This is a genomic window from Aeromonas sp. 6P, from assembly GCF_051919525.1.
In the GTDB taxonomy this organism is placed as follows: domain Bacteria; phylum Pseudomonadota; class Gammaproteobacteria; order Enterobacterales; family Aeromonadaceae; genus Aeromonas; species Aeromonas veronii.
Map to the genome: position 1 here is coordinate 3,535,758 of NZ_JBQBEO010000002.1, position 20,886 is coordinate 3,556,643.

General features: G+C 59.5%; 13 protein-coding genes, 5 tRNA genes and 1 riboswitch. Of the genes, 4 read left to right on the forward strand and 14 right to left on the reverse strand.

Translation table 11 applies throughout. The annotated features are described in order from the left end of the window. Positions 1 to 12: 12 nt before the first annotated feature. From glsB to trmB, 3 genes are all read right to left on the reverse strand, one after another. Positions 13 to 933 carry a glutaminase B gene (gene glsB, locus ACTG2J_RS16330; protein WP_005348151.1) on the reverse strand — a complete coding sequence of 307 codons (921 nt, stop codon included), beginning with the start codon at positions 931 to 933 and terminating at the stop codon, positions 13 to 15. A gap of 122 nt (positions 934 to 1,055) precedes the next feature. Then, the gene (locus ACTG2J_RS16335) at positions 1,056 to 1,388 is read right to left on the reverse strand and encodes a YggL family protein (protein ID WP_005348158.1); all 333 of its coding nucleotides are present in this window, start codon (positions 1,386 to 1,388) and stop codon (positions 1,056 to 1,058) included. A gap of 48 nt (positions 1,389 to 1,436) precedes the next feature. After that, entirely contained in the window at positions 1,437 to 2,150 is a 714-nt protein-coding gene (gene trmB, locus ACTG2J_RS16340) for a tRNA (guanosine(46)-N7)-methyltransferase TrmB (protein ID WP_005335228.1), read from the reverse strand. Positions 2,151 to 2,499: 349 nt separating this feature from the next. On the opposite strand from trmB, the gene ACTG2J_RS16345 reads away from it, so the two are divergent. Beyond that, entirely contained in the window at positions 2,500 to 3,681 is a 1,182-nt protein-coding gene (locus ACTG2J_RS16345) for an aminotransferase-like domain-containing protein (protein WP_270819285.1), read from the forward strand. 71 nt (positions 3,682 to 3,752) lie between these two features. Here the strand turns inward: ACTG2J_RS16345 and ACTG2J_RS16350 are convergent, their stop codons facing one another. Beyond that, the gene (locus tag ACTG2J_RS16350; RefSeq protein ID WP_439997670.1) at positions 3,753 to 5,282 is read right to left on the reverse strand and encodes an EAL domain-containing protein; all 1,530 of its coding nucleotides are present in this window, start codon (positions 5,280 to 5,282) and stop codon (positions 3,753 to 3,755) included. Between the two features lie 252 nt (positions 5,283 to 5,534). Between ACTG2J_RS16350 and ACTG2J_RS16355 the strand changes: the two genes are divergently transcribed. Continuing rightward, positions 5,535 to 6,440 carry a TIGR01777 family oxidoreductase gene (locus tag ACTG2J_RS16355; RefSeq protein ID WP_113739656.1) on the forward strand — a complete coding sequence of 302 codons (906 nt, stop codon included), beginning with the start codon at positions 5,535 to 5,537 and terminating at the stop codon, positions 6,438 to 6,440. A 127-nt stretch (positions 6,441 to 6,567) separates the two neighbouring features. Here the strand turns inward: ACTG2J_RS16355 and ACTG2J_RS16360 are convergent, their stop codons facing one another. Both ACTG2J_RS16360 and ACTG2J_RS16365 read right to left on the reverse strand, forming a co-directional pair. Next, entirely contained in the window at positions 6,568 to 9,015 is a 2,448-nt protein-coding gene (locus tag ACTG2J_RS16360; RefSeq protein ID WP_113739655.1) for an ABC transporter permease, read from the reverse strand. A gap of 36 nt (positions 9,016 to 9,051) precedes the next feature. Beyond that, complete coding sequence (locus ACTG2J_RS16365; protein WP_098970368.1) at positions 9,052 to 9,747, reverse strand: ABC transporter ATP-binding protein; 696 nt, start codon at positions 9,745 to 9,747, stop codon at positions 9,052 to 9,054. Positions 9,748 to 9,803: 56 nt separating this feature from the next. Here ACTG2J_RS16365 and ACTG2J_RS16370 point away from each other — a divergent pair, with 56 nt between their 5' ends. Further along, positions 9,804 to 10,415 carry an arylesterase gene (locus ACTG2J_RS16370; protein ID WP_005335237.1) on the forward strand — a complete coding sequence of 204 codons (612 nt, stop codon included), beginning with the start codon at positions 9,804 to 9,806 and terminating at the stop codon, positions 10,413 to 10,415. A 182-nt stretch (positions 10,416 to 10,597) separates the two neighbouring features. Here ACTG2J_RS16370 and ACTG2J_RS16375 read toward each other — a convergent pair whose 3' ends face one another. Next, positions 10,598 to 11,542: a chemotaxis protein CheV gene (locus ACTG2J_RS16375; RefSeq protein WP_005335238.1), complete on the reverse strand. Its 945-nt coding sequence runs from the start codon at positions 11,540 to 11,542 to the stop codon at positions 10,598 to 10,600. 139 nt (positions 11,543 to 11,681) lie between these two features. Beyond that, positions 11,682 to 14,711: a glycosyl hydrolase family 18 protein gene (locus ACTG2J_RS16380; protein ID WP_439997671.1), complete on the reverse strand. Its 3,030-nt coding sequence runs from the start codon at positions 14,709 to 14,711 to the stop codon at positions 11,682 to 11,684. Positions 14,712 to 14,826: 115 nt separating this feature from the next. Then, positions 14,827 to 14,909, reverse strand: a riboswitch (cyclic di-GMP riboswitch). 293 nt (positions 14,910 to 15,202) lie between these two features. Here ACTG2J_RS16380 and ACTG2J_RS16385 point away from each other — a divergent pair. Further along, positions 15,203 to 17,386: an ExeM/NucH family extracellular endonuclease gene (locus ACTG2J_RS16385; RefSeq protein ID WP_439997672.1), complete on the forward strand. Its 2,184-nt coding sequence runs from the start codon at positions 15,203 to 15,205 to the stop codon at positions 17,384 to 17,386. 171 nt (positions 17,387 to 17,557) lie between these two features. Here the strand turns inward: ACTG2J_RS16385 and ACTG2J_RS16390 are convergent. The 6 genes from ACTG2J_RS16390 to ACTG2J_RS16415 all read right to left on the reverse strand — a co-directional run bounded on the left by ACTG2J_RS16390 (position 17,558) and on the right by ACTG2J_RS16415 (position 20,817). Then, a tRNA-Ala gene (locus ACTG2J_RS16390) sits at positions 17,558 to 17,633 on the reverse strand. A gap of 34 nt (positions 17,634 to 17,667) precedes the next feature. Further along, positions 17,668 to 17,743: transfer RNA gene (locus tag ACTG2J_RS16395), tRNA-Ala, on the reverse strand. Between the two features lie 48 nt (positions 17,744 to 17,791). Then, a tRNA-Ala gene (locus ACTG2J_RS16400) sits at positions 17,792 to 17,867 on the reverse strand. A gap of 65 nt (positions 17,868 to 17,932) precedes the next feature. Further along, positions 17,933 to 18,008 (reverse strand) — tRNA-Ala (locus ACTG2J_RS16405). A gap of 28 nt (positions 18,009 to 18,036) precedes the next feature. After that, positions 18,037 to 18,112 (reverse strand) — tRNA-Ala (locus tag ACTG2J_RS16410). 788 nt (positions 18,113 to 18,900) lie between these two features. Continuing rightward, on the reverse strand, positions 18,901 to 20,817 hold the full coding sequence (locus ACTG2J_RS16415; RefSeq protein WP_439997673.1) for a glycoside hydrolase family 19 protein: 1,917 nt from the start codon (positions 20,815 to 20,817) through the stop codon (positions 18,901 to 18,903). Positions 20,818 to 20,886 lie beyond the last annotated feature (69 nt).

The following is a 20,886-nucleotide window of genomic DNA, read 5'->3' on the forward strand; positions in this document are numbered from 1 at the left end:
TAGTGAACAAGGTTAAAAAATGGAGCGACCCAGCCGCTCGGCCAGCAGCTCCAGCGCTGCCGTGCCCGCCAGCGAGTTACCGGCTTTGTTGAGCTCGGGCGACCAGACACAGACGCAGAGCTCGCCCGGGATCAGGGCGATGATACCGCCGCCGACACCCGATTTGCCCGGCATGCCGACACGATAGGCAAAATCGCCCGCCTCATCATAGAGACCGCAGGTGGCGAGCAGGGCGTTGACCTGTTTGGTGGTGCGGGCGGGCAGCAGCGGCACGCTCTCGCCCAGTGGCACACCACGGTTGGCCAGATAGATGAATGCCCGCGCCAGATCGACGCAGCTCATGCGAATGGCACAGGCATTGAAGTAGCTTTGCAGCACCTTGTCCACTTCGTTTTCGAAGTTGCCATAGGCCTTCATCAGATAGGCGATGGCGGCATTGCGGGCAGAGTGCTGATATTCGGAGCGGGCGACCACCTGATCCGCCATGATGGCCGGATTGCCGGAAAGGCGGCGCACCAGCTCGAGGGTACGCTGACGCGGCGCAGTGAGGCGGGTCTCCAGCAGATCGCTCACCACCAGCGCCCCGGCATTGATAAAGGGGTTGCGGGGGATCCCCTGCTCGAACTCGAGCTGAACCAGCGAGTTGAAGGGCTGGCCGGAGGGCTCCTTGCCAACCCGGGCCCAGATCTCCTCCTCCTGATAGAGAGTGAGTGCCAGGGTCAGGCTCAGGGCCTTGGAGATACTCTGGATGGAGAAGGGTTCAAAAGCGTCACCGGCGGTGAACAGCTCCCCCTCGACGGTACAGACTGCGATACCAAGCCGATCGGCCGGTACCTGAGCCAGTGCCGGAATGTAGTCGGCCACCTTGCCTTGTCCCAGCAACGGGCGCACCTCTTCAAGGATGCTGGCCAGTAATTCGGATGACAACACCATAAGCAATAAGCGATTCCATGACTAAAACAGCGGTGGAGATCCCATCCCCACTGACAAAAATCCCGCCAGCGGCGGGATTTTTCAGTTACCCACAACAAGGCGCCAGATGCGGCAGCCTTGTATCAGGCCGGTTCACCGTACCAGAGGTCGAACAGTTCGGTAACGACCACGGCTTCCATCCCCTTGCCTTCCAGCCAGGATTTGACGGCAGCGCGGTCTTCTTCGGTACACTTGCCCAGTTGCTGGGTGCAGATCATCCCTTCCCAGGCCAGGTGACCGGAGCCGGCAAAAGCCAGTTTGCGGGGTTCAACAACCTCATCGATCATCGCATCGACTACCGCATCGATGGTCTCTTCGGCAGTGCCGACCGGGAAGTTGAAACTGATGTCGAAACCCATTTCCTGGAATTCATCGACGCGCAGTTTCTTGCGCAGGCGGCGGCTACGATTGGCCATGATAGCTCCTCAAGTTAGTTGATACGCTAGGTGTGTTGACGTGCCAGCTTAGCTGACACGCTTGAAAATCAGATCCCAAACCCCGTGGCCGAGACGGTGGCCACGTTGTTCAAATTTGGTCAGCGGACGCCAGTCCGGACGAGGCACCCAGTTACCGGTGGCAGAGGTATTCTCGTAACCCTCGGCGGCGCTCATCACTTCCAGCATGTGCTCGGCATAGTTTTCCCAGTCGGTCGCCATGTGGAACACGCCACCGATGGCCAGCTTCTGGCGAATGTCCTGGGCAAACGCAGGCTGTACGATGCGACGCTTGTGGTGACGGCTCTTGTGCCAGGGATCCGGGAAGAAGAGCTGCAGGCAGGAGAGTGAGCCGTTCGGGATCATGTGCTCCAGCACTTCCACCGCATCGTGGCAGATCACCTTCAGATTGGTGACGCCCGCTTCCTGAGCGGTACCCAGACAGGCGCCCACGCCCGGGGAGTGCACTTCAATGCCGATGAAGTTCTTCTCGGGGGCATTCTTGGCCATCTCCACCAGAGAGGCGCCCATGCCAAAGCCGATCTCCAGCACCACAGGTGCTTCACGGCCAAACAGCGCGACCAGATCGAGCTGCTTTGGCTCAAAATCGATGCCCATGACCGGCCAAAGCTCTTCCAGGGCCTTCTCCTGCCCTTTGGTCAGGCGGCCTTCGCGACGGACAAAGCTGCGGATCTTGCGCATGAACTTGCCGTCTTCGTTAAATACATCTTGGGTCACAGGCATAATGGTCTCGTTATTTCATCAATCCGGGTAATACATCTTGTGTCCGATCCCGAGCGGGACCGCTCGCGGCTCGGCATTTCATCGACCCGCGAAAACAGGGGAGCGAATTATCCCAAGATAGGCCCAAGGCGCAAGTGTTTCGCGCAACAAATATTCCGGCCATCCACTTCCCTGCTCCCTCACTGGCATCACCACACCGACTAACCGTCCAATATAATCCGCAGTAGAGTCGTTCCAGCCCTTTTTTGGCGATTTTTGTGACAATCATTGCCTCATTTCTGAAATCTGATACAAACGGATAACCTGGCGGTCGAATGGAGCGACCGCCCACATGCCGAGAGAATTGTCTATGCAGCCGTTTTTTGCCCAGCGCTTCGAGAAGGTTGAACCTTCTTTTATCCGTGAAATCCTCAAAGTTGCCGCCAATCCGGAGATCATCTCCTTCGCCGGTGGCCTGCCCAATCCCCACCTGTTTCCGGTCAAGGCGATCGATCAGGCCTGTCAGGATGTGCTGCGCGAGCAAGGGGCTGCAGCCCTGCAATATGCGGCGACCGAGGGCTTCGCCCCGCTGCGCCAATATATTGCCGACCGCTATCTGGCCCGCCACGGCATGCAGGTCAATCCGGACAACATCCTGATCACCAGCGGCTCCCAGCAGGCGCTGGATCTGCTGGGCAAGGTGCTGATCGACGAGGGTCAGGATCTCATCATCGAAGAGCCGGGTTACCTTGGTGCCATTCAGGCTTTTTCTGTCTACCAGCCCACCTTCAAGCCGATCACCCTTGAAGAAGAGGGTCTGGATCTGGCGGCGCTGGATGCGCTGCTGGCAAGCGGATCCAGTGCCAAGCTGCTCTACGGCGTGCCCAACTTCCAGAACCCGAGCGGTGTCTCTTATAGCCGTGCCAACCGCGAGGCACTGGCCGAGCGACTGGTGCGCCACGATCTGTTGATGGTGGAAGATGATCCCTACGGCGAGCTGCGCTTCGAGGGCGAGCATCTCCCCCCGATTGCCAAGCTGGCGCCAAACAATACCGTGCTGCTCGGCTCTTTCTCGAAAACCGTGGTGCCCGCCTTCCGTCTGGGCTGGATGGTGATGCCGGAGTGGCTGCGCAAGAAGGTGACCATCGCCAAGCAGGCGACCGATCTGCACAGCAACGCCTTCAGCCAGCAGGTACTGCACCGCTTCCTGACCGACAACTCCCTCGACGCTCACTTGGAGAAGATCAAGGAGGTCTATGGCCGCCAGCGTGCCGCCATGGAGGCCGCGCTGGCCCGTCACTGCCCGCCCGGTGTCAGCTACACCCGACCGGAAGGGGGCATGTTCCTCTGGCTGACCCTGCCAGCCCACATCAGTGCCATGGCGCTATTTGACGAGGCGATCAAGGAGAAGGTGGCCTTCGTACCCGGCGCACCCTTCTACGTGCGCCCCGAGATCAAGAACACCCTGCGCCTGAGCTTCTCCTGCGTCGATGAAGCAACCATCGAGGAGGGGGTCAAACGCTTGGCTCGCGCCCTCCAGCGCATGCTCTGATCGTCAGACAAACGGTACCAACAAAAAACCAGCGGCGATCGCTGGTTTTTTTATGCTCCCCATTCAACCGTTCAGCCAAACAGGGTCTTGCAAAACTGCTTCATCGGGATGGGGCGGCTGTAACGATACCCTTGCAGATAGTCAACGTGGCGCGCCCGCAGGTAGTCCGCCTGCGACTGCTTCTCGACCCCCTCCGCGATCAGGATCAATTCAAGTCGCTTCGCCAGATCAATCACGTTTTCAACGATATGGCTGGAGAGTGCATCCGTGCCGATCATCTCTACAAAGCTCCGATCAATCTTGAGTGCATCGACCTGAAACTGTTGCAGATAGGTGAGACTGGAGTGACCGGTGCCAAAGTCATCGATAGAGATCAACACGCCCAGTTTACGCAATTCGGCAAACATCTGAGCGGTAGTCTCATCAGCCACCAGCAGTTCACGCTCAGTCAGCTCCAGCCCCAAATCAACGGGATTGTCCTTAAACGCGTCGAGAAAGGCCTTGCAGTCAGCCAACAGGTCAAGGTCCTGAAAGTGCTTGGCGCTGATATTGAAACAAAAATGGAACTTTGCCGGCAACTTGCGGGCATAAGGGGAGAAGTGATCGCGCACCTGCGCCATCAACAAGCTGGTCATGGGCACGATCAGCCCGCTATCTTCCGCCAGCGGAATAAAGCGATCCGGCGAGATCATCCCTTGCTTGGGATGCTGCCAGCGCATCAGCACCTCACAGCCACGCCACTGCTCATCCTCACCGGAGACCACCGGCTGCAGGTAGGGGACAAACTCCTCTTCGATCAACGCCCGCTTTAGCTCCTCCGCTGGCGAGCTGCTACGCCCCATCAGCCTGAAGGTGCCGAATCCAATCAGCAGCGCCAGCAACGGAGAGAGGATCAAGGTATATCTGGAGTATCGCCATGCGTGGCTCCAGTAGTCATGCACCGTGACCCGGGTGACGACCTGATAGGGGAAATCGGCCGAAGCGAGGGCAATATAACCCTCTTCTGTCGGAGAGGGCGCCGCCCCGACCTGACCTGAGCCAAACAGAGCCCTCTGCCCCACCACCAGAGCCATCGGGGAGTTCTTGCTGGAGATCTCCAGGGTATTGCGCAGGTAGTAGCCATCTACACCGATCAGCACACTCCCCTTGTCAGTTTCATGACGCAGCACGATCAAGGGGCGATCCGGTGTGACCTCATTGCCAGGCAGCAGTTGCAACCTGCCATCCACATAGCGGTCGGGATTGAAGGGGCCATCGTAGTCACCATAGAGCGAGGTGCAGTAGATGTGGCTGCCGACAGCCAGATTGGCGGAACGGACATCGGGCACCGTGGCCACCTGCTCGCGCAGCAGTTGTGCCGCCTCCTTGCAGGAGTGACCAAGCATCCCCTCCACATTGATGGCCGCCTGCCGGGCATGACCGATGGAGCGATCAAACATCATCCGGGCATGCTGCAACCGTGAATCGGCATCACGCTCTGTCTCCGTCACGGTCTGCCAGATAACGGCAATAACCCCCAGCAGCAGGATCCCGCCCCCCATCAGCAGCGCCAACAGAATCCTCGAGTAAAGCTGGCGAAGTTTCAAACGGCGAAATGGCATGGCGGCCTCTTTGATGCTCGGATAATGGGTGACAGCCTCGGTGGACAGGCGAAAAGGGTCGCCATAATAGCGATTGTTCAACAAATGTCCACACAACAAAAATCAATCAATTCAAACTATTGTTCAACAATATGTCGTAAGAAGAGGATAGAGTTAACAAACGTCAAACAGAAAACTCCCGAAGCACGTCTCACTTGTTGAAGGGAAGCCACACCATTAAAGTTGAGCAAACGGCAGCAGGAGCATGCAGCGATGAAGATTCTTATTACCGGAGGAACCGGCTTTATCGGCCGCAAGCTGGTTGCCCATCTCAAAGTCAATCACGAGGTCGTGGTATTGAGCAGGCAGGGGAGCCGTGCTTACTCCCTGCTCGGTCACGATATCAAGGTATTGGATAACCTCGACCGGCTTGATGACCTCAATGACGTGGACGCAGTGATCAATCTGGCCGGTGAACCCATCGCCGCCGGACGCTGGAGCGAGTCGCGCAAACAGCTGCTCTGCGATAGCCGCTGGCTGTTGACCGAGCAGCTGGTGGATCTCATCAAGCTATCTAGCACGCCGCCCAAGGTGCTGATCAACGCCTCCGCCATCGGCTGGTATGGCAGACAGGGCACCGAAACCCTCGACGAGCAGTGCCGCTCTCCCAACGACGAGTTTACCCACCAGCTCTGCCAGCAGTGGGAGACCCTGGCGCAGGAGGCCCAGAGCCGCCAAACCCGGGTCTGTATCGTGCGGATCGGGCTGGTGCTTGGCATGGATGGCGGCGCCCTGCCCAAAATGCTCCCCCCCTACCGACTCGGACTCGGCGGCCCTATGGGATCAGGCAGCCAGATGATGAGCTGGATCCATGTGCAGGATTTGGTGCGCGCCATGCTGTTCTTGCTGGATCACGAAGAGTGCAGCGGCATCTTCAACGGCACTGCGCCCCATCCGGTCAGCAACCGGGAGTTCAGCCAGACCCTTGCCACCACGCTGCACCGTCCACACCTCTTCTTCGTCCCGGCGCCGCTGTTGCAACTGGTGATGGGGGAAGCGGCAGATCTGCTGCTGACCGGACAAAAGGTGATACCAACAAGGCTGCAACAGGCCGGTTTTCACTTCAGCTATCCCGAGCTGCCGAGCGCCCTCACCAATCTGCTGCGTGAGCCCCGCTAAATCACACCTGCTCGCTGCGTCCACTCGTCAGCACCTCATATAGCAAGCAGCCCGGCCAATGGCCGGGCTGCTTGTTTATTGTGGCTGCGCTATTGCGCCTTGTGTGCATCGGCTCGCGCTGGCGGGATTACAACAACCCCTGGCCCAGACCCCGCAGCCGATCGCTCAGGGTGCCAGCCAGCAGCTGGCGCTGCATCCTCTGCCCCGCCAGCGTCACCAGCAGTGCCCCCAGCGTCGGCAGGCCGAGCCAGATGGCCCAGTGGAACTGCCACTGCCCCTCGAACCACCACCACTGCAGGCCAAAAGAGCAGAGCTCCACCACCATGGCGGCACAGAGCCCCGCCAGCGCACCACTGGCCACCAGCTCCCAGCGCAGCATCTTTTTCAGTAGTTCACTGCTGGCACCCAGAGTGCGCATCAGCAGCAGCTCGCGCCGACGCTGAGCCATGCTGGCCTGAGTCTGGGTCAGCAGCACCAGCAGCGCCGCCACTGTCACCAGCCCCAGCATCAGCGCCAGCGCCCTACTCACCTGCTCCGAGACCTGAGTGAGCCGCGCAATCAGATCATCCACATCGATAAGGCTCACCGTGGGGTGGCGGCGAATAAGCTCCACCTCGGCAGTGCGCCCCGCCTCGGGCAATCGATAACTACCAAGCCAGGTACGGGAGAAGGATGCCAGCAGATCCTCGGAGAAGATCATGTAGAAGTTGGGGCGCATGTTGTCCCACTTGATGCTGCGCAAACTGGTGACCCTGGCGCCAAAGCTGCGCCCCTCGATGGTAAAGGCGAGCATGTCCCCCAACTTGATATCGAGCCGCTTGGCCAGCTCGCTATCCACCGACACCTCGCCGGGTCCGGCAAGCCATTTCCCGGCCACCAGCTTGTTGTCGATTGGCAGGGTTGTTGTGGTAGTGAAGTTGAGCTCCCGATCGACCCCCTCGCGGCCACTGCTGGCCCCCTCGCCCACCGCCTCACCGGCGATATGGGTCAGCCTGCCGCGCACCATGGGGTAGAAGTCGGAAGTGTTGGCCCCGGCCGCCGCCAGTTCGCTCAGGATCCCCTCCCGCTCGTTCTCCGCCACATTGACCAGAAAACGGTTGGGCGCATCAACCGGGAGACGGGCCGAAAACTCATCCAGCAGATCGACCCGGGCCGCCCAGAGCAAGCCAAACAGCATCAGCGCCAGCGCAAAGCCCGCCAGCTGAAACAGGCCGCTGCTGCGCTCGCGCGACAGGTGGGCCAGCGCCAGCCGCAAGGCATGAGGCCCGCTCACTCTTGCCCCCAGCCGCAACATCAGTGCCGCCAGCAGGGCCAGCAGGGCCATCAGCAAGCCCATGCCACCCACCAGACCCAGCGCCAGCCGTACATCGGCGGTAAAGCCCCAGACCAGCGCAAACAGCCCGAACAGGCCGACCGGCAGGGCCAGCCAGGGGGGAATCCCCGCCTCCAGCTCCCGGCGCAATACCCGCAGCGGCGGCACCTTCAGCAGCCGCAAGAAGGGCACAAAAGCAAGCAGCAGGGTGATAAAGAGCGCCACTGCCACGCCCAGCGCAAAGGGGCGCCAGGAGGGGGGCGGCAGATCCGGCGGCAGCAGGTCCCCCAGCAGTTGCAAGGTGATCCACTGCATGGCTGTGCCCGCCACCAGACCCAGCAACGCACCAATCAGCGTCAGCGACAGCAGCAGGGTTCCCATCAGTTGCCAGAGCGAGCGACGAGATGCCCCCAGGGTCTTGAGCAGCGCCACCATATTGGTCTGGCGCTCGGCAAAGTGGCGCACCGCAATCCCCATCGCCAACGCCCCCAGCAACACCCCGCTTAGCGAGGCGAGCCGGAAGAAACGTTCGGCATTGGCCAGCGAGCGGCCCACTTGGGATTCGCTGTCATCCGGTTTGATCCACTTCTGTCCGGCATGCAATTTCGGCAACAACCATTGCTCGTAACGGGCCAGCGACTCTCTCGGCCCCTTGAACAGATAGCGCCACTGCTGGCGGCTGCCGGGGAGCAGGGCACCAGTTGCCTCGATATCGGCTGTGTGGATCAGCGCACGCGGCGCCAGCAGGAAGGGGCTGAAGCCCTGATCCGGCTCCTCGCCAAGCAGGCCTGCCACATTGAGCACCGTATTGCCCACCTCCAGCTCATCCCCCGTTTTGGCCTTGAGCAGTTGCATCACCCGGGCGGAGAGCCAGATCTCGCCGGGAGCCGGGGCGCGGGCAGGTTCCAGAGTGAGCTTGCCATAGAAGGGAAAACCGTCGGGCACCGCCCGAATGGAGGCGAGCTGCAACGCATCACCGTGAAACAGCATGCTGTTGAAGCTGACGGTGGTCTGCACCGCCAAGCCATCCTGTTTCGCTCGTTCCAGCCAACCATCCGGCAGAGCAGCGGCAGTACGCAGCACCCGATCCGCCCCGATAAAGTCGCGGCCCGACGCCTTGAGTCCGGCATCGAGCCGATCCGCCACCAATGCCACACTCAAGACGCACGCCACGCTCAGGGCCAGCGCCAGCACAAACCAGCGCAGCTCGCCGCTGAAACCTTCCCGGCGAAGCAGTCGCCATCCCAATCGCCACTGCATCATCCCTTGCATCTCCCGCCTGACCCGCAGCTCACCCCGTTACACCACACCATGGGCCACCTCGCGATCCAGTCTGCCCGCCGTCATAACCACTTGCCGCTGGCAACGCTCGGCCAGCTGATGATCATGGGTCACCACCACTAGCGTGGTGCCGTGCTTGCGATTGAGTTCAAACAGCAGCTCGATAACCTTCTCGCCGGTCTTGCTGTCGAGGTTGCCGGTCGGCTCGTCCGCCAGCAGCAGGCTGGGACGGGTCATAAAGGCGCGGGCGATGGCCACCCGCTGCTGCTCACCGCCGGAGAGCCGTGGCGGCAGATGGTGCAACCGCTCGCCAAGCCCGACCGCGGCCAGCAGCTCGCGAGCTCTTGGTTCGCAATCGCGCTCGCCGCGCAGCTCGGCAGGCAGCATCACATTCTCCAGCGCCGTCATGGTCGGGAGCAGCAGGAACGACTGGAACACAAAACCGATCTGCTCGGCGCGCAATCGGGCCCGCCCCTCCTCATCCAGCTCGCCAAGGGATTTGCCGAGGATCTCGATATCCCCCTGACTCGGCAGATCGAGCCCGGCCAGCAGCCCCAGCAGGGTGGACTTGCCGGAGCCGGAGGCGCCAACCAGTGCCACCGTCTCGCCGCTATTGACTTGCAGATCGATCCCTTCAAGGATGGTGAGGCTTTCCTGGCCGAGGCGAACCGATTTGCCGAGGCCCTTGACGACAATAATGGGGGTTGAACTCATGCTCTGTATCCTTTGTTCCAATCCCTTGATGACAATCCATAGCGGGAGTTGAATTGATGGTGCGTATTCTGTTTGCCTTGTTCGTTGGCCTCGGCAGCCTGCTCTCGTCGGCTCAGGCCCAGACCCTGCTGGTGCTGGGAGACAGCCTGAGCGCCGGCTATCAAATGCAGGTTGAGCAGAGCTGGCCAGCCCTGCTCAACCAGAAATGGCAGGAGGAGGGGGGCAAACACACCCTGCTCAATGCCAGCATCAGCGGTGAAACGACCCAGGGGGCGCTGGCCCGTCTGCCCGCTCTGCTGAAGGAGCACAAACCGGACTGGCTGCTGATCGAACTGGGAGGCAACGACGGCCTGCGCGGCTTCGCACCGACCATTACCCGCCAAAATCTGGCCAGCATGATCGCGCTCGCCAAGGAGCAGCAGACCCGTGTGGTGTTGACCCAAATCCAGCTACCCCGCAACTACGGTGCCCGCTATCTGCGCCAGTTCGAACAGATCTTTCCCGAGTTGGCCCAGGCTAACGATCTGCCGCTGCTGCCCTTCTTTATGGATGATATTGCGCTGCGCCCTGAACTTATGATGAACGATGGTATTCATCCCACCCCGGCGGCCCAGCCACAAATCCGCGATAAAGTCGCCCGCTTTATGGAGCCGCTGCTCAGCCAATAAGCCCGCCGTCTATCGCCAATATCCCATAACAAAATATCCCGCCAAAATCGGATGTTTTGAATGGTCGACGATCTCGGCATGGCACCTTGATTCAACCAATCCATCGCCAATACCCAGTAACAAAACATCCCGCCGAAGCGGGATGTGTTGTTATTGATTTAGCATAACCGGCAGGCAGCGTCTCAGCTTTCCAGCACCTGGCGCAGCCGCTCCTGGGCCACGCCGACCAGCAAGTCAGGCTGGAATTTGGAGATAAAGCGGTCGCACCCCACCTTCTTGACCATGGCTTCGTTGAAATTGCCGCTCAGGGAGGTGTTGAGGGTGATAAAGAGATCGGACATACGCGGATCGCTGCGCACCTCGTGGGTCAGGCGGTAGCCATCCATCTCCGGCATTTCGGCATCAGTGATCATCAGCAGGATCTCGTCGGTCACCTTCTTGCCTGCATCGCACCACCCCTTGAGCAGGGTCAGCGCCTGCAAACCATCCTGACACTCGATCACCTCAAGCCCAAGCTGGCCCAGGGTCTCGCGCACCAGATTGCGGGCGGTGCTGGAGTCATCGACGATCAGCACTTTGCGTCCATGCATCTCGGGCAGGATCTCCCGATCCAGCACCTCTTCGGAGATGCGGATGTCATAGGTGATGATCTCCGCCAATACCTTCTCCACGTCGATGATCTCGACGATCTGATCCACTCCATCTTCGGGAATGCGGGTGATGGCGGTGAGGTAGTTGGCGCGCCCGGCGGAGCGCGGCGGCGGCAGTATATCCTTCCAGGTCATGTTGACGATATTGGCCACCTGCCCCACCAGAAAGCCCTGAATGGTACGGTTGTACTCGGTAATGATGAGGTTGGATTCACTGTCGATGGGCATGGGACGCATGCCGATGGCGCTGCGCAGGTTGATCACCGGGATCGAGGTACCGCGGATATTGGCCACCCCGCTGATATTGTGGTGGGAACCCGGCATCTTGCTGAGGTGGGGCAGCTTGACCACTTCCCGCACTTTGAAGACGTTGATGGCGAACATCTGACGGGTGCCGAGACGAAACATCAACAACTCGAGGCGGTTTTCACCCACCAGCTGAGTTCGTTGATCAACGGAATCCAATATACTCGCCATACGCTGATATCCATCTGATTATTAATCGACTCTATTATAGAGGCTGCCTGTCAGGAAAGGCAGACGCATTTTCAACCAGAGCGACCAACCAGACAAAAAAAGTGAGGCCGAAGCCTCACTTATCTCATTGATTTTAAAATCAATAGCTACATACGGATTTCCAACTGCCATCGGTTGCCTTGGGCTCACTGCTGGTCCACCAGTTCGCCTGCCACACCACCTTGTTATGGGTAATGCGATCGCCGCCATTGGCATGATCCCCCTGCGGCCAGCTCGGATAGGCCTTGTAAGCCGTCGGATTGACGTTCTGGCTGCTGCAGCTGGTACCCGGATTCTCGCCGCCCCCCGAGCCCAGCACGGCCTCCGGCAGGGTCGGGAACTCGGCCTTGAGCCCGATGGTCTGGCTGCCGCTGATGATGCGCATCCCGCTCGGCACACCCGCCGCAGGCAGGTAGTAGGTCATCGCGACTTCAATCTCGGCCCCCGGTGCCAGGGTCTGCCAGCCCGGCAGGTTCATGGCGACCTTGTGGAAGTCCTTCTCGCCCGCAATACCTTCCGAGTTGTCGTTGCCACCGCTCTCCACCACTTTCAGCCCCATGCCACTCTGATCCGTGATGGTGTCAGAGGTGGAGGTAGGCACCAGAAACTCGATGCGCGCGCCGCCCGGAATGGTCTGGGTCGACTTGTTGATCAGCTTGAGTTTCGGGTTGATCGGGTAGTTGGAGTCCCCTTCCTTGAAGCCGGAGAGGCTGACCTGGATGTCGAGCTGAGCGCTCGGCGCGGCCAGATCATTCTGCTTGGTGTTGTACGGGGTTGCCTTGGCAAACTTGTCGTAGGCAAGAGTAGTCAGAGTGCTGCCCATGCCGTACTCGTTCTTGGCCGGATCGAAGGCGTAGTCGCCCGCCATCTCCCAGAACATCACGCCGCCCAGACCGCGCTTAATGATGTAGTCCAGTTTGTGGCCCATGGACTCTTCATCTTCGGTGGAGAGGAACACCCTCTTCTCTTCGTTCCAGAGCCAAGGCGCGTGGGCCTTGTCATCGTAGTAACGGACGTACTTGCCCTGCATCACGTGAGCCGGGTTGTTGGGATCCAGACCCCAGGCGGTGCCGTAGCTCGGCAGCGTGGTGATGCCGAGGCTGGCCGCATTCTCCAGGTTCTTGGCATGCCACATGGGAACGGCGCCACCGCCGATCTCTTTGCCGTTCTTGTCCAGATCGTGCCAGATGTTGTCGATGCCGACCGCCCCGTTGCCGCACGGAATCGTGCTGCCACCGGTGCCCGGCTGACAATCACTCTGACTCGGCAAGGCCGCCTTGCCACCCAACCCGTGACTGCCACCACTCACCCCCTGCCAACCGCGGGTGTAATAGGGCACACCGACGTTGATCTTGCCGGCCGCCAGCGCACCGCGGAAGTAATGGGCAGACCAGGCGGCGTTGAGGTAACCGATACCGCCAAACTGGGCCTGGGTATAGACGCCCCAGTGGGAGAGCTCGGGGTCAGCATTGTTGTCAAACAGCGCCGCGTTGTGACCGACAAAGTGGTTCCAGGCACCGTGGAAGTCATAAGTCATCAGGTTGACGTAATCGAGGTACTGGGTGACCTGGAAGTTCTCCATCCCGCGCAGCAGATAGGCCGAGGCCGGTGAGGCGATGGTCAGCATATACTTGCGGCCATCTTCGTTACCGGCGTTGTCGAGCCGCGCCCGCAAGGTCTTCATCAGCACCTCGTAATTGGCAAACAGCTTGGCCCGGCACTGGTTGGAGAGCGGGAAGTCGTTGGGATTGCCCGCATCCTTCATCGAGGTGGGGTATTCGTAGTCGATATCGACCCCGTCAAAACCGTACTGGCGGATAAAACTCACCGCCGAGTCAGCCAGGGTATTGATACCGGCAGTATTGACCGAGCAGTCACCCTTGGTAGTGGCGGTGTAGAAGCCGCGCGTATCGGCCCAGCCGCCGACCGAGATGAGGGTCTTCACGTCCGGATACTGCTTCTTGTACTTCGACAGCAGGTTGAAGTGGCCCTTGTAGGCGAATTCAGGATCCATCTCGGCACCCGGCACGCCATCCCAGGTCATCTTGGTGGCTGCATCGTCCACCTTGATGGTGTGGCTCTGCTCATCCACCGCCGCGAAGGCGTAGTTGATGTGGGTGATCTTGTTCCATGGAATATCGCTCACCAGATAGGCAGGCAGGCCGTTCTTGCCAGTGCGCCAGGAGGTGAAGTAGCCGATGACCCGACGGGCATGGTCATCCCCCATGCACTCGTAACCATCCGGACGATAGATCTGGCGAATGTCACAAGAGAGGTTGCCACCGGTGGGCGGCAGCGCGGCCTCCTCGACATTGACGGTCACCGCCGCCGACTCACCGCTCAGATTGGTCTTGTCAGTAGCCACCAGCTTGAGGGCGGCACTGCCTTTGACATCCGGCGTCCAGTTCACCTGCCAGGGGGCAGTGGTATCTTCGCCCACCTTCTTGCCGTCGACATAGAGCTCGACTTTGGCCACATCGTTGTTGGCATCGGTAACGTTACCGCTCACCGCCACACTGCGACCCAGCGTCACCTTGGCGCCATTGGCCGGGCTGCTGATGCTCGCCTTGGGCGCCTCTGGCGCGACCACGGCGGCGACGTTGAAGCTCGAATCCGCTTCGCTCAGCACCTTGCCATCTTTATCCAGCGCGCGAGCTTTGAGGGTATGGGCCCCCACTCCGGCGGCGCTCCAGCTGGCACTCCAGGGCGAGGCGCTGGCCGTGGCCACCAGCTTGCCGTCGACAAGGTATTCCACTTTAACCAGCGCCGTCACCGGGCCGCTCAAGGTCACCGCCAGCGCCACACTGGTACCTTCGTTGAAGCTGGCGCCAGCAGCTGGCGAGCTGACGGCTACGCCGAGTGCAGGAGGGGGCACCTCGCCACCATAGGGCTTCCAGGCATCTGCCCAGACTACACCTACCCCCGGCTCATAGTGATAGGGGGATGCCCCGCACCAGCCTGAATAGGGAAATTCTTTGCATTCATAGAGGGCACCGACGTTGCTGACGATATCGCCAGCCTTGTAGGCAGTACCGGATTTATAGGCGGGATAAGCGGCCTGAGCCCAGGCGGGCGCAGCCGCAAGGGCGACCAGCATGGCAAGCCTGCTGGGTCTGAAGAGCTGCTGCATATTGTTATCTTCCTTGTTTTGTCTTGGCTTGGTCACCAAGGCAAAGAACGATCGCAACCTGCATGATGGGCGCAGACAACTGGCAATGGACCTGCCACAAAAACCACCCCTCACCCAGGGAAACCCCGCTATCTGGATCCACGATCGAGACCGGAAGCATTGCGCCCCGGCATCACTGCCGGTTTGCCCTTTACCTGGGTTCCGTGAGGAACGAACCCAGTATAGGAAGGCGACAAGATCCCCTCAATCTTTATTCTCAAAGAGAATTATCCCCTGCCACGAAAGCGTCATGATCACAGGGTTAAAATTGATTGAATTATCAAAAAAATCATATCGTTATTGGGATCATAAAAACGCTTTCCCGCACCTTCCCAGATTCATTTAATGTGCGTTGGCTCACTGGTATGACATGCCAGAAATGTGACAATGCGCGCCCTTGGTCAACGAGCCAAGGCTATGGAATCACTGGCAAAAATAAAAAAGGAACACCTATGAAAGGTACTCGTACCCTGCTGTCGCTGGCCGTGGGGCTGGCACTTGCATCCTCAGGCGCCCATGCGGCATTTGTCTGCCCGTCCGATCCGGCTCAACTCACCCCCATCCCGACCATTCAGGGTACAGGCTCCGCCAGCGCGCTGGCCACCCAGACCGTGACCGACAATAACGGCAAGGTGACCGGCAAAATCAGCCCGGGCACCTTCAACGTTCGCGGTATCGTGACGACGCTTGGCCAAAGTCTGACCAAGGGTTTCTATCTGACTGACCCGGTGGGCGATGGCAATCCGGCCACCTCTGATGGCATCTTTGTCTATCTGAACGACAAGGACTTCGCGACCAAATATAAAGACGTCAAACCGGGGGCTGAACTCTGCCTCGAAGCCAAGGTCGAGGAGTATTACGGCGGCACCCAGCTCAAACCCACCTTCGAATCCAGCAAAGCCCGCCTGCAAGTCACCGCACAAGGGCTGAATGTGCCGACCAGCGTATTGCAGGTCAATGAAGGGGAGACGCTGGCGCAAGCGCTCAATCGCCACGAAGGGATGCGGGTACGTCTCGACAGCAGCAGTGACCTGCACCTGACCCGCAACTACGGCTTCGACTACAAGGTCTATCGCAACAACGTAGAGTTGGCCCACAAAACCCCACTGATCAAACCGACCCAACTTCATGTTGCCAACAGTGCGGACGCTGTCGCACTGGCCACCAAAAATGGCAGCAACCGTCTGGTGGTCGAGTCTGATTACAAAGCACCGGATGGCGTACTGCCCTGGTTCCCGAGCTGGGATGCCGATCAGGGATATCTGCGTATCGGCGATCAACTGACCGGGCTGGAGGGGGTTATCGTCTATAACAAGGATGCCTTCCGTCTGGTAGTACCGAGCGATATCACCCTGACTGCCGGTGCTCTGCTGCGTAGCCCTGAAGAGGATCGTCAAGACGCGCCAGCTCGCCTCGCTGGCAGCGATCTACGGATCGGCAGCTTCAACGTGCTCAACTACTTCACCAGCCACTCCAGCATTGGCGGCGCACTCAATATCCTGTGCAAGGATCAGGCGGATGCCGACAACGCCAAAGGTTGCAACCGGGGAGCCAAGAGCCAGCCCGAGTTCGAGAAACAGCGCACCAAGATCGTCAATGCCATCACCGCAATGGATGCAGATCTGCTCGGCCTGATGGAGATGGAGAACAACGGCTTCGAAGATAACTCGGCCCTCCACAATCTGGTGACCCGCCTCAACGAACAGCAGAAGGATGCGAGCAAACACTACGCCTATGTGCGTCTGCCGGTCAAGGCACTTACCGATGGCAAGTTCTTCGGCGGCGACGCCATCATGGTGGCGATGATCTACCGTCCTGCCCTGCTCACCCCCAGCGGAGATGCCAGCGTCATCAAGCTGCCGGAGCAGCGCTACACCACTGGTGGTGTGGCCAAGACAGCCGGTCAGCGCGACTCGCTGGTTCAGACCTTCACCCTCGCCAAGAGCAAGGAGCCGCTGACGCTGGTGGTCAACCACCTCAAATCCAAGGGGTCAGGCTGCTACGAAAATGGCGATGGCAAGACAGAACCGGCCGACCTGCAGGGCAAGTGTACCGAGTTCCGCGTGAGCGCGGCCAAGGTGCTGGGTGAAGCGGTCAGCAAACTGCCGGGCCAGGTGCTGCTGGTTGGCGACTTCAACTCCTACGCCAAGGAAGATCCGATCCGGGTGCTGACCGACTACAACCCGGCCACCAGCGAGCGGAAGATCGTATCGGCCTCTCACACCTTTATCGGTGATCAGTCCTATGAACAGCTCGGTCGCGAAGTGACTCGCAGCTACGGCCTGATCGATCTCAACGTCAAATTCAACAAGGAGAAAGCCATCTCCTACAGCTACGACGGGGAGCTGGGCACCCTGGACTATGCCCTCGCCAACCCGGCGCTGGCCAGCAAGGTGGCAGGTGTCGCCGACTGGCACATCAACTCCTTCGAGAGCTCCCTGTTCGAATACGGCAGCCAGTACACCGGCTCCCTGCTCAAGTCTGACAACCCCTTCAGTGCCTCCGACCATGATCCCATCATCGTCGACCTGAGACTGGAGAGCGATGCCACCAAACCGGACACCTCCTCAGGCGGTGGTGCACTGGGACTCGGCCTGCTGGCCCTGTTACCGCTGGCCTGGCGACGTCGCCGTTAACCACAAGCGCATCTGAATAGTGCAAGCAAAGCCCGCGAGTCTCGCGGGCTTTTTCATTCAGGTCATTGGATTTACAAATGAAAGGCGCGGGCGTATGGAGAAAATAAATGATGGAGAAAACAAAAAGGCCACCGCGATGCGGTGGCCTTTTTGTTTCTTGTAACAAGAATTTGGTGGAGCTACGCGGGATCGAACCGCGGACCTCTTGCATGCCATGCAAGCGCTCTCCCAGCTGAGCTATAACCCCGATTTTTGTGAATGACCGGCAGTCACTCTGAATTTGGTGGAGCTACGCGGGATCGAACCGCGGACCTCTTGCATGCCATGCAAGCGCTCTCCCAGCTGAGCTATAACCCCAAATTCGGTACTAAATGAATGGTTCTGGCGGCCATTCATCCTAAATAATGGTGGAGCTACGCGGGATCGAACCGCGGACCTCTTGCATGCCATGCAAGCGCTCTCCCAGCTGAGCTATAACCCCACAAAGGTCGGCTTGGGTGATACACACCACACTGCCCTGGGTATTCAATACAACAATCAAGAATCTGGTGGAGCTACGCGGGATCGAACCGCGGACCTCTTGCATGCCATGCAAGCGCTCTCCCAGCTGAGCTATAACCCCTTTGATTCCAGATTGTTCGAGGATAATTTGGTGGAGCTACGCGGGATCGAACCGCGGACCTCTTGCATGCCATGCAAGCGCTCTCCCAGCTGAGCTATAACCCCAACTCACCTCGGCGCTGACGAAGTTATCTCCGGCAACGGAGGCGCATGATAGGCATCACCCGCTTTGCTGTCAACCCTAAAATAACCGCGACTGATTCGTTTAGTCAAAATTGCAGCAGTTCGCTGTTTTTACCAGCAAGACGCGTGCTATCTCTCTGTTTTATGTCACAAATCGGCTCAAGCACCTATAAAGGAGAGGCCGTGCAGCAAGCCTCTTTCCCCGTGCAACGCCCCCGCTCTCAGGCCCCTTTTGCTAGCTGATCATCAGCTTCTCCCCCGTCACCTCGGGAAAGCCTTTCCATAAAGGGCATTGCATTTGAAAACCCTTTCCATGATTTTTGTAAATTTACAACACAGAAAGTTGATCTAGCTCACAAATGACCATAGGATCAAACCGTGACCCAGGTCACACACCATAACCATAAATGACAGAGCGATGAGGTAAACCATGTTTGAGAATCTGGCAGTCCTGTTCCACCTGCGCGGTGCAACTACCAAGAACGGCGTTGTAGAGAAAGATGCCTATGCCCCCTCCACCCGTGAATACTACTTCCGCTACGGCAAGTAATTGCTGAAAGCCTTTCACGGAAAATGTAATAAAAAAACAACACACATCATTACACAGCCCTTTCGAGGCGCTGTCCTGTCCGGGCCAGATGTTCCACGGCCAAACCTGAACTCCACCAAACAAGAATGGGGCCCGCAGGCCCCATCTTTTATTGCACCAGACTGTGATTACACCAGATAGTGCGCTGGCTAATCGGTAAGCCTTGTAACCCTGAAACGGCTCAGAGCTTGATCCAGGCATCGGCCCAGGCCGTACCCTTGCCCGGCTCATAGGCCCAGGCGGCACCGGCACACCAGCCGGTGTAGGGATGCGGTTTGCACTCGTAGCTGACACCGCCATTGCTGACCCGCTCGCCCGCCTTGTAGGGAGTCCCCTCTTTATAGGCCGGATAGTCAGGCGGCGTTACGCCCCCCTCCTCTCCTTTCACCAGCAGGCTATGGGTGGTGCTGCGGCTCAGATTGCCTTCATCTGTGACCGTCAGTTTGATATCCAGCTTGGTATCGCTGGCCGGCTTGGTCAGAGTCAACTCCAGAGTGACCTGATCCAGTGCCGGGGCAGAGGCTCCAGCCGGGATTGTCCAGGCATAGGAGAGCGGCTTGCCTTCCGGATCGCTGGAGTGCTGGCCGGAGAGGGTTACCTTGCTGCCGCCTTCCGCCTGCGCCGGGCCGGTGATATTGGCCACCGGCGGCAGGTTGGTGCCACCGCCGTTATCCTCGATCACCACCTCCGGATAGAAGTGCTGAACGCAGCGGCTGTAATCCCCCTCCTTGAAGGCGCTGAAACGGGTCTGGTAACCCACCAGCTTGCACGCGTAACTCTTGCCGCCGTTGGGGTTCTCTGCCACATAGCTCCAGTCCTGCTCCCAATAGATGGGCAAGGCACCGGCGCCCTTGTCGTCAAACACCTTCATGTTCTTGCAACCCAGTACCTCGTCGGATGGCACCGCCACCCCGAGGTAGTTGGCAAACTCGCGGTAGTAGTTGATGCGGTTCTGGGACTGGGCGTGCTCGACCGGGCCACCGCACTCCACCCCGCCGTTGATGATCTGGGTAGTGACCCCGAAGCCCGGCACCAGACCGTTCTGCTTGTCATGGTCATTCGGCTGCCAGGTGCCATCGATGACATGGAGCATGGAGGGCTTGGGCGGCTGCGGATAGGTATAGAAGAACACCGCACTGGCGAGGTTCAGCCAGGTGTCGGCCACCAGATCGGGGCGGTCGAGCAAGGTGCGCACCGTGCCGAACATCGCCTCGGAGAAGGGGCCATAGTTGTAGTTGTAGGAGAGCTGCTTGGCACCGCGGCCAAAGTAGCTCTTGAACTCGCCATTGTCGAACGTACCGCACGGCCACTGCTGACCCTGCCACACATCGGGACGGCACTCGGCGTTGTAACCGCCGCGCATGGTCTCATTCCATCCCATCTCGCGCACGTAGACCAGCGCCTGACGCCACTCGGCCTCCGGGCGCCAGTTTTCATGGCCACCGGTCTCCTGGGCGAAGTGGGCGAACATGGTTGCCAACGTCTTGCGGCAGATGGCATCGGCATCGCGGCCATCGCTGTAGTCGCTGCACAGGGCAGGGAACTTGGCCGCCGCCTGCAGCAGGCCGCGATAGGTGTACTCGGGGGCGCGCAGCGGGAACAGGTAGTTGAACTGGCTCTCGCTCAGCAGGCTTTCGACCCGCTTGACGTTGCCCGGGTTGTCGACACGGCCCGGCTGCACCGCCTCGACCACCAGATTGTCCCGGGTAGCGATGGAGGCCTTGACCGCTTCCATCGCCGGGAAGTCGGTCAGCGCCTTCTCTTTGGCATCCAGCTCGGCCTGGCTCATATAGACGGGGGTGGTGCTGCCATCCGGCGGGGTAGGCGTCGGCGGATTGGGCTTGTCATCGCCACCGGTGTCCGGCGGGGTCACTTCCCCTTCGCCGACAAGCTTCCACGGGGTATCCCACTCATTGGCGGCCGCCATGCCCGGAGTCTGACCCGGGTTGACCCACCACTTGGCCTCGAAAACCTGGCCGTTGTAATTGACCTGGCTGCCGCCCGGGTAGGATTTGTTGATGTCGTATGCCTCGGCCGCCCACAGGTGGCCGCTCAGCATCATGCCGGCAAGCAGAAGGGTGATGCGGTTTTTTTTCATTATTGTTGCTCTCTATGGTTTTGTGGCAAAAGGCGGAGCCTGCCTGAACAGGCTCCGCCATCTTCATCA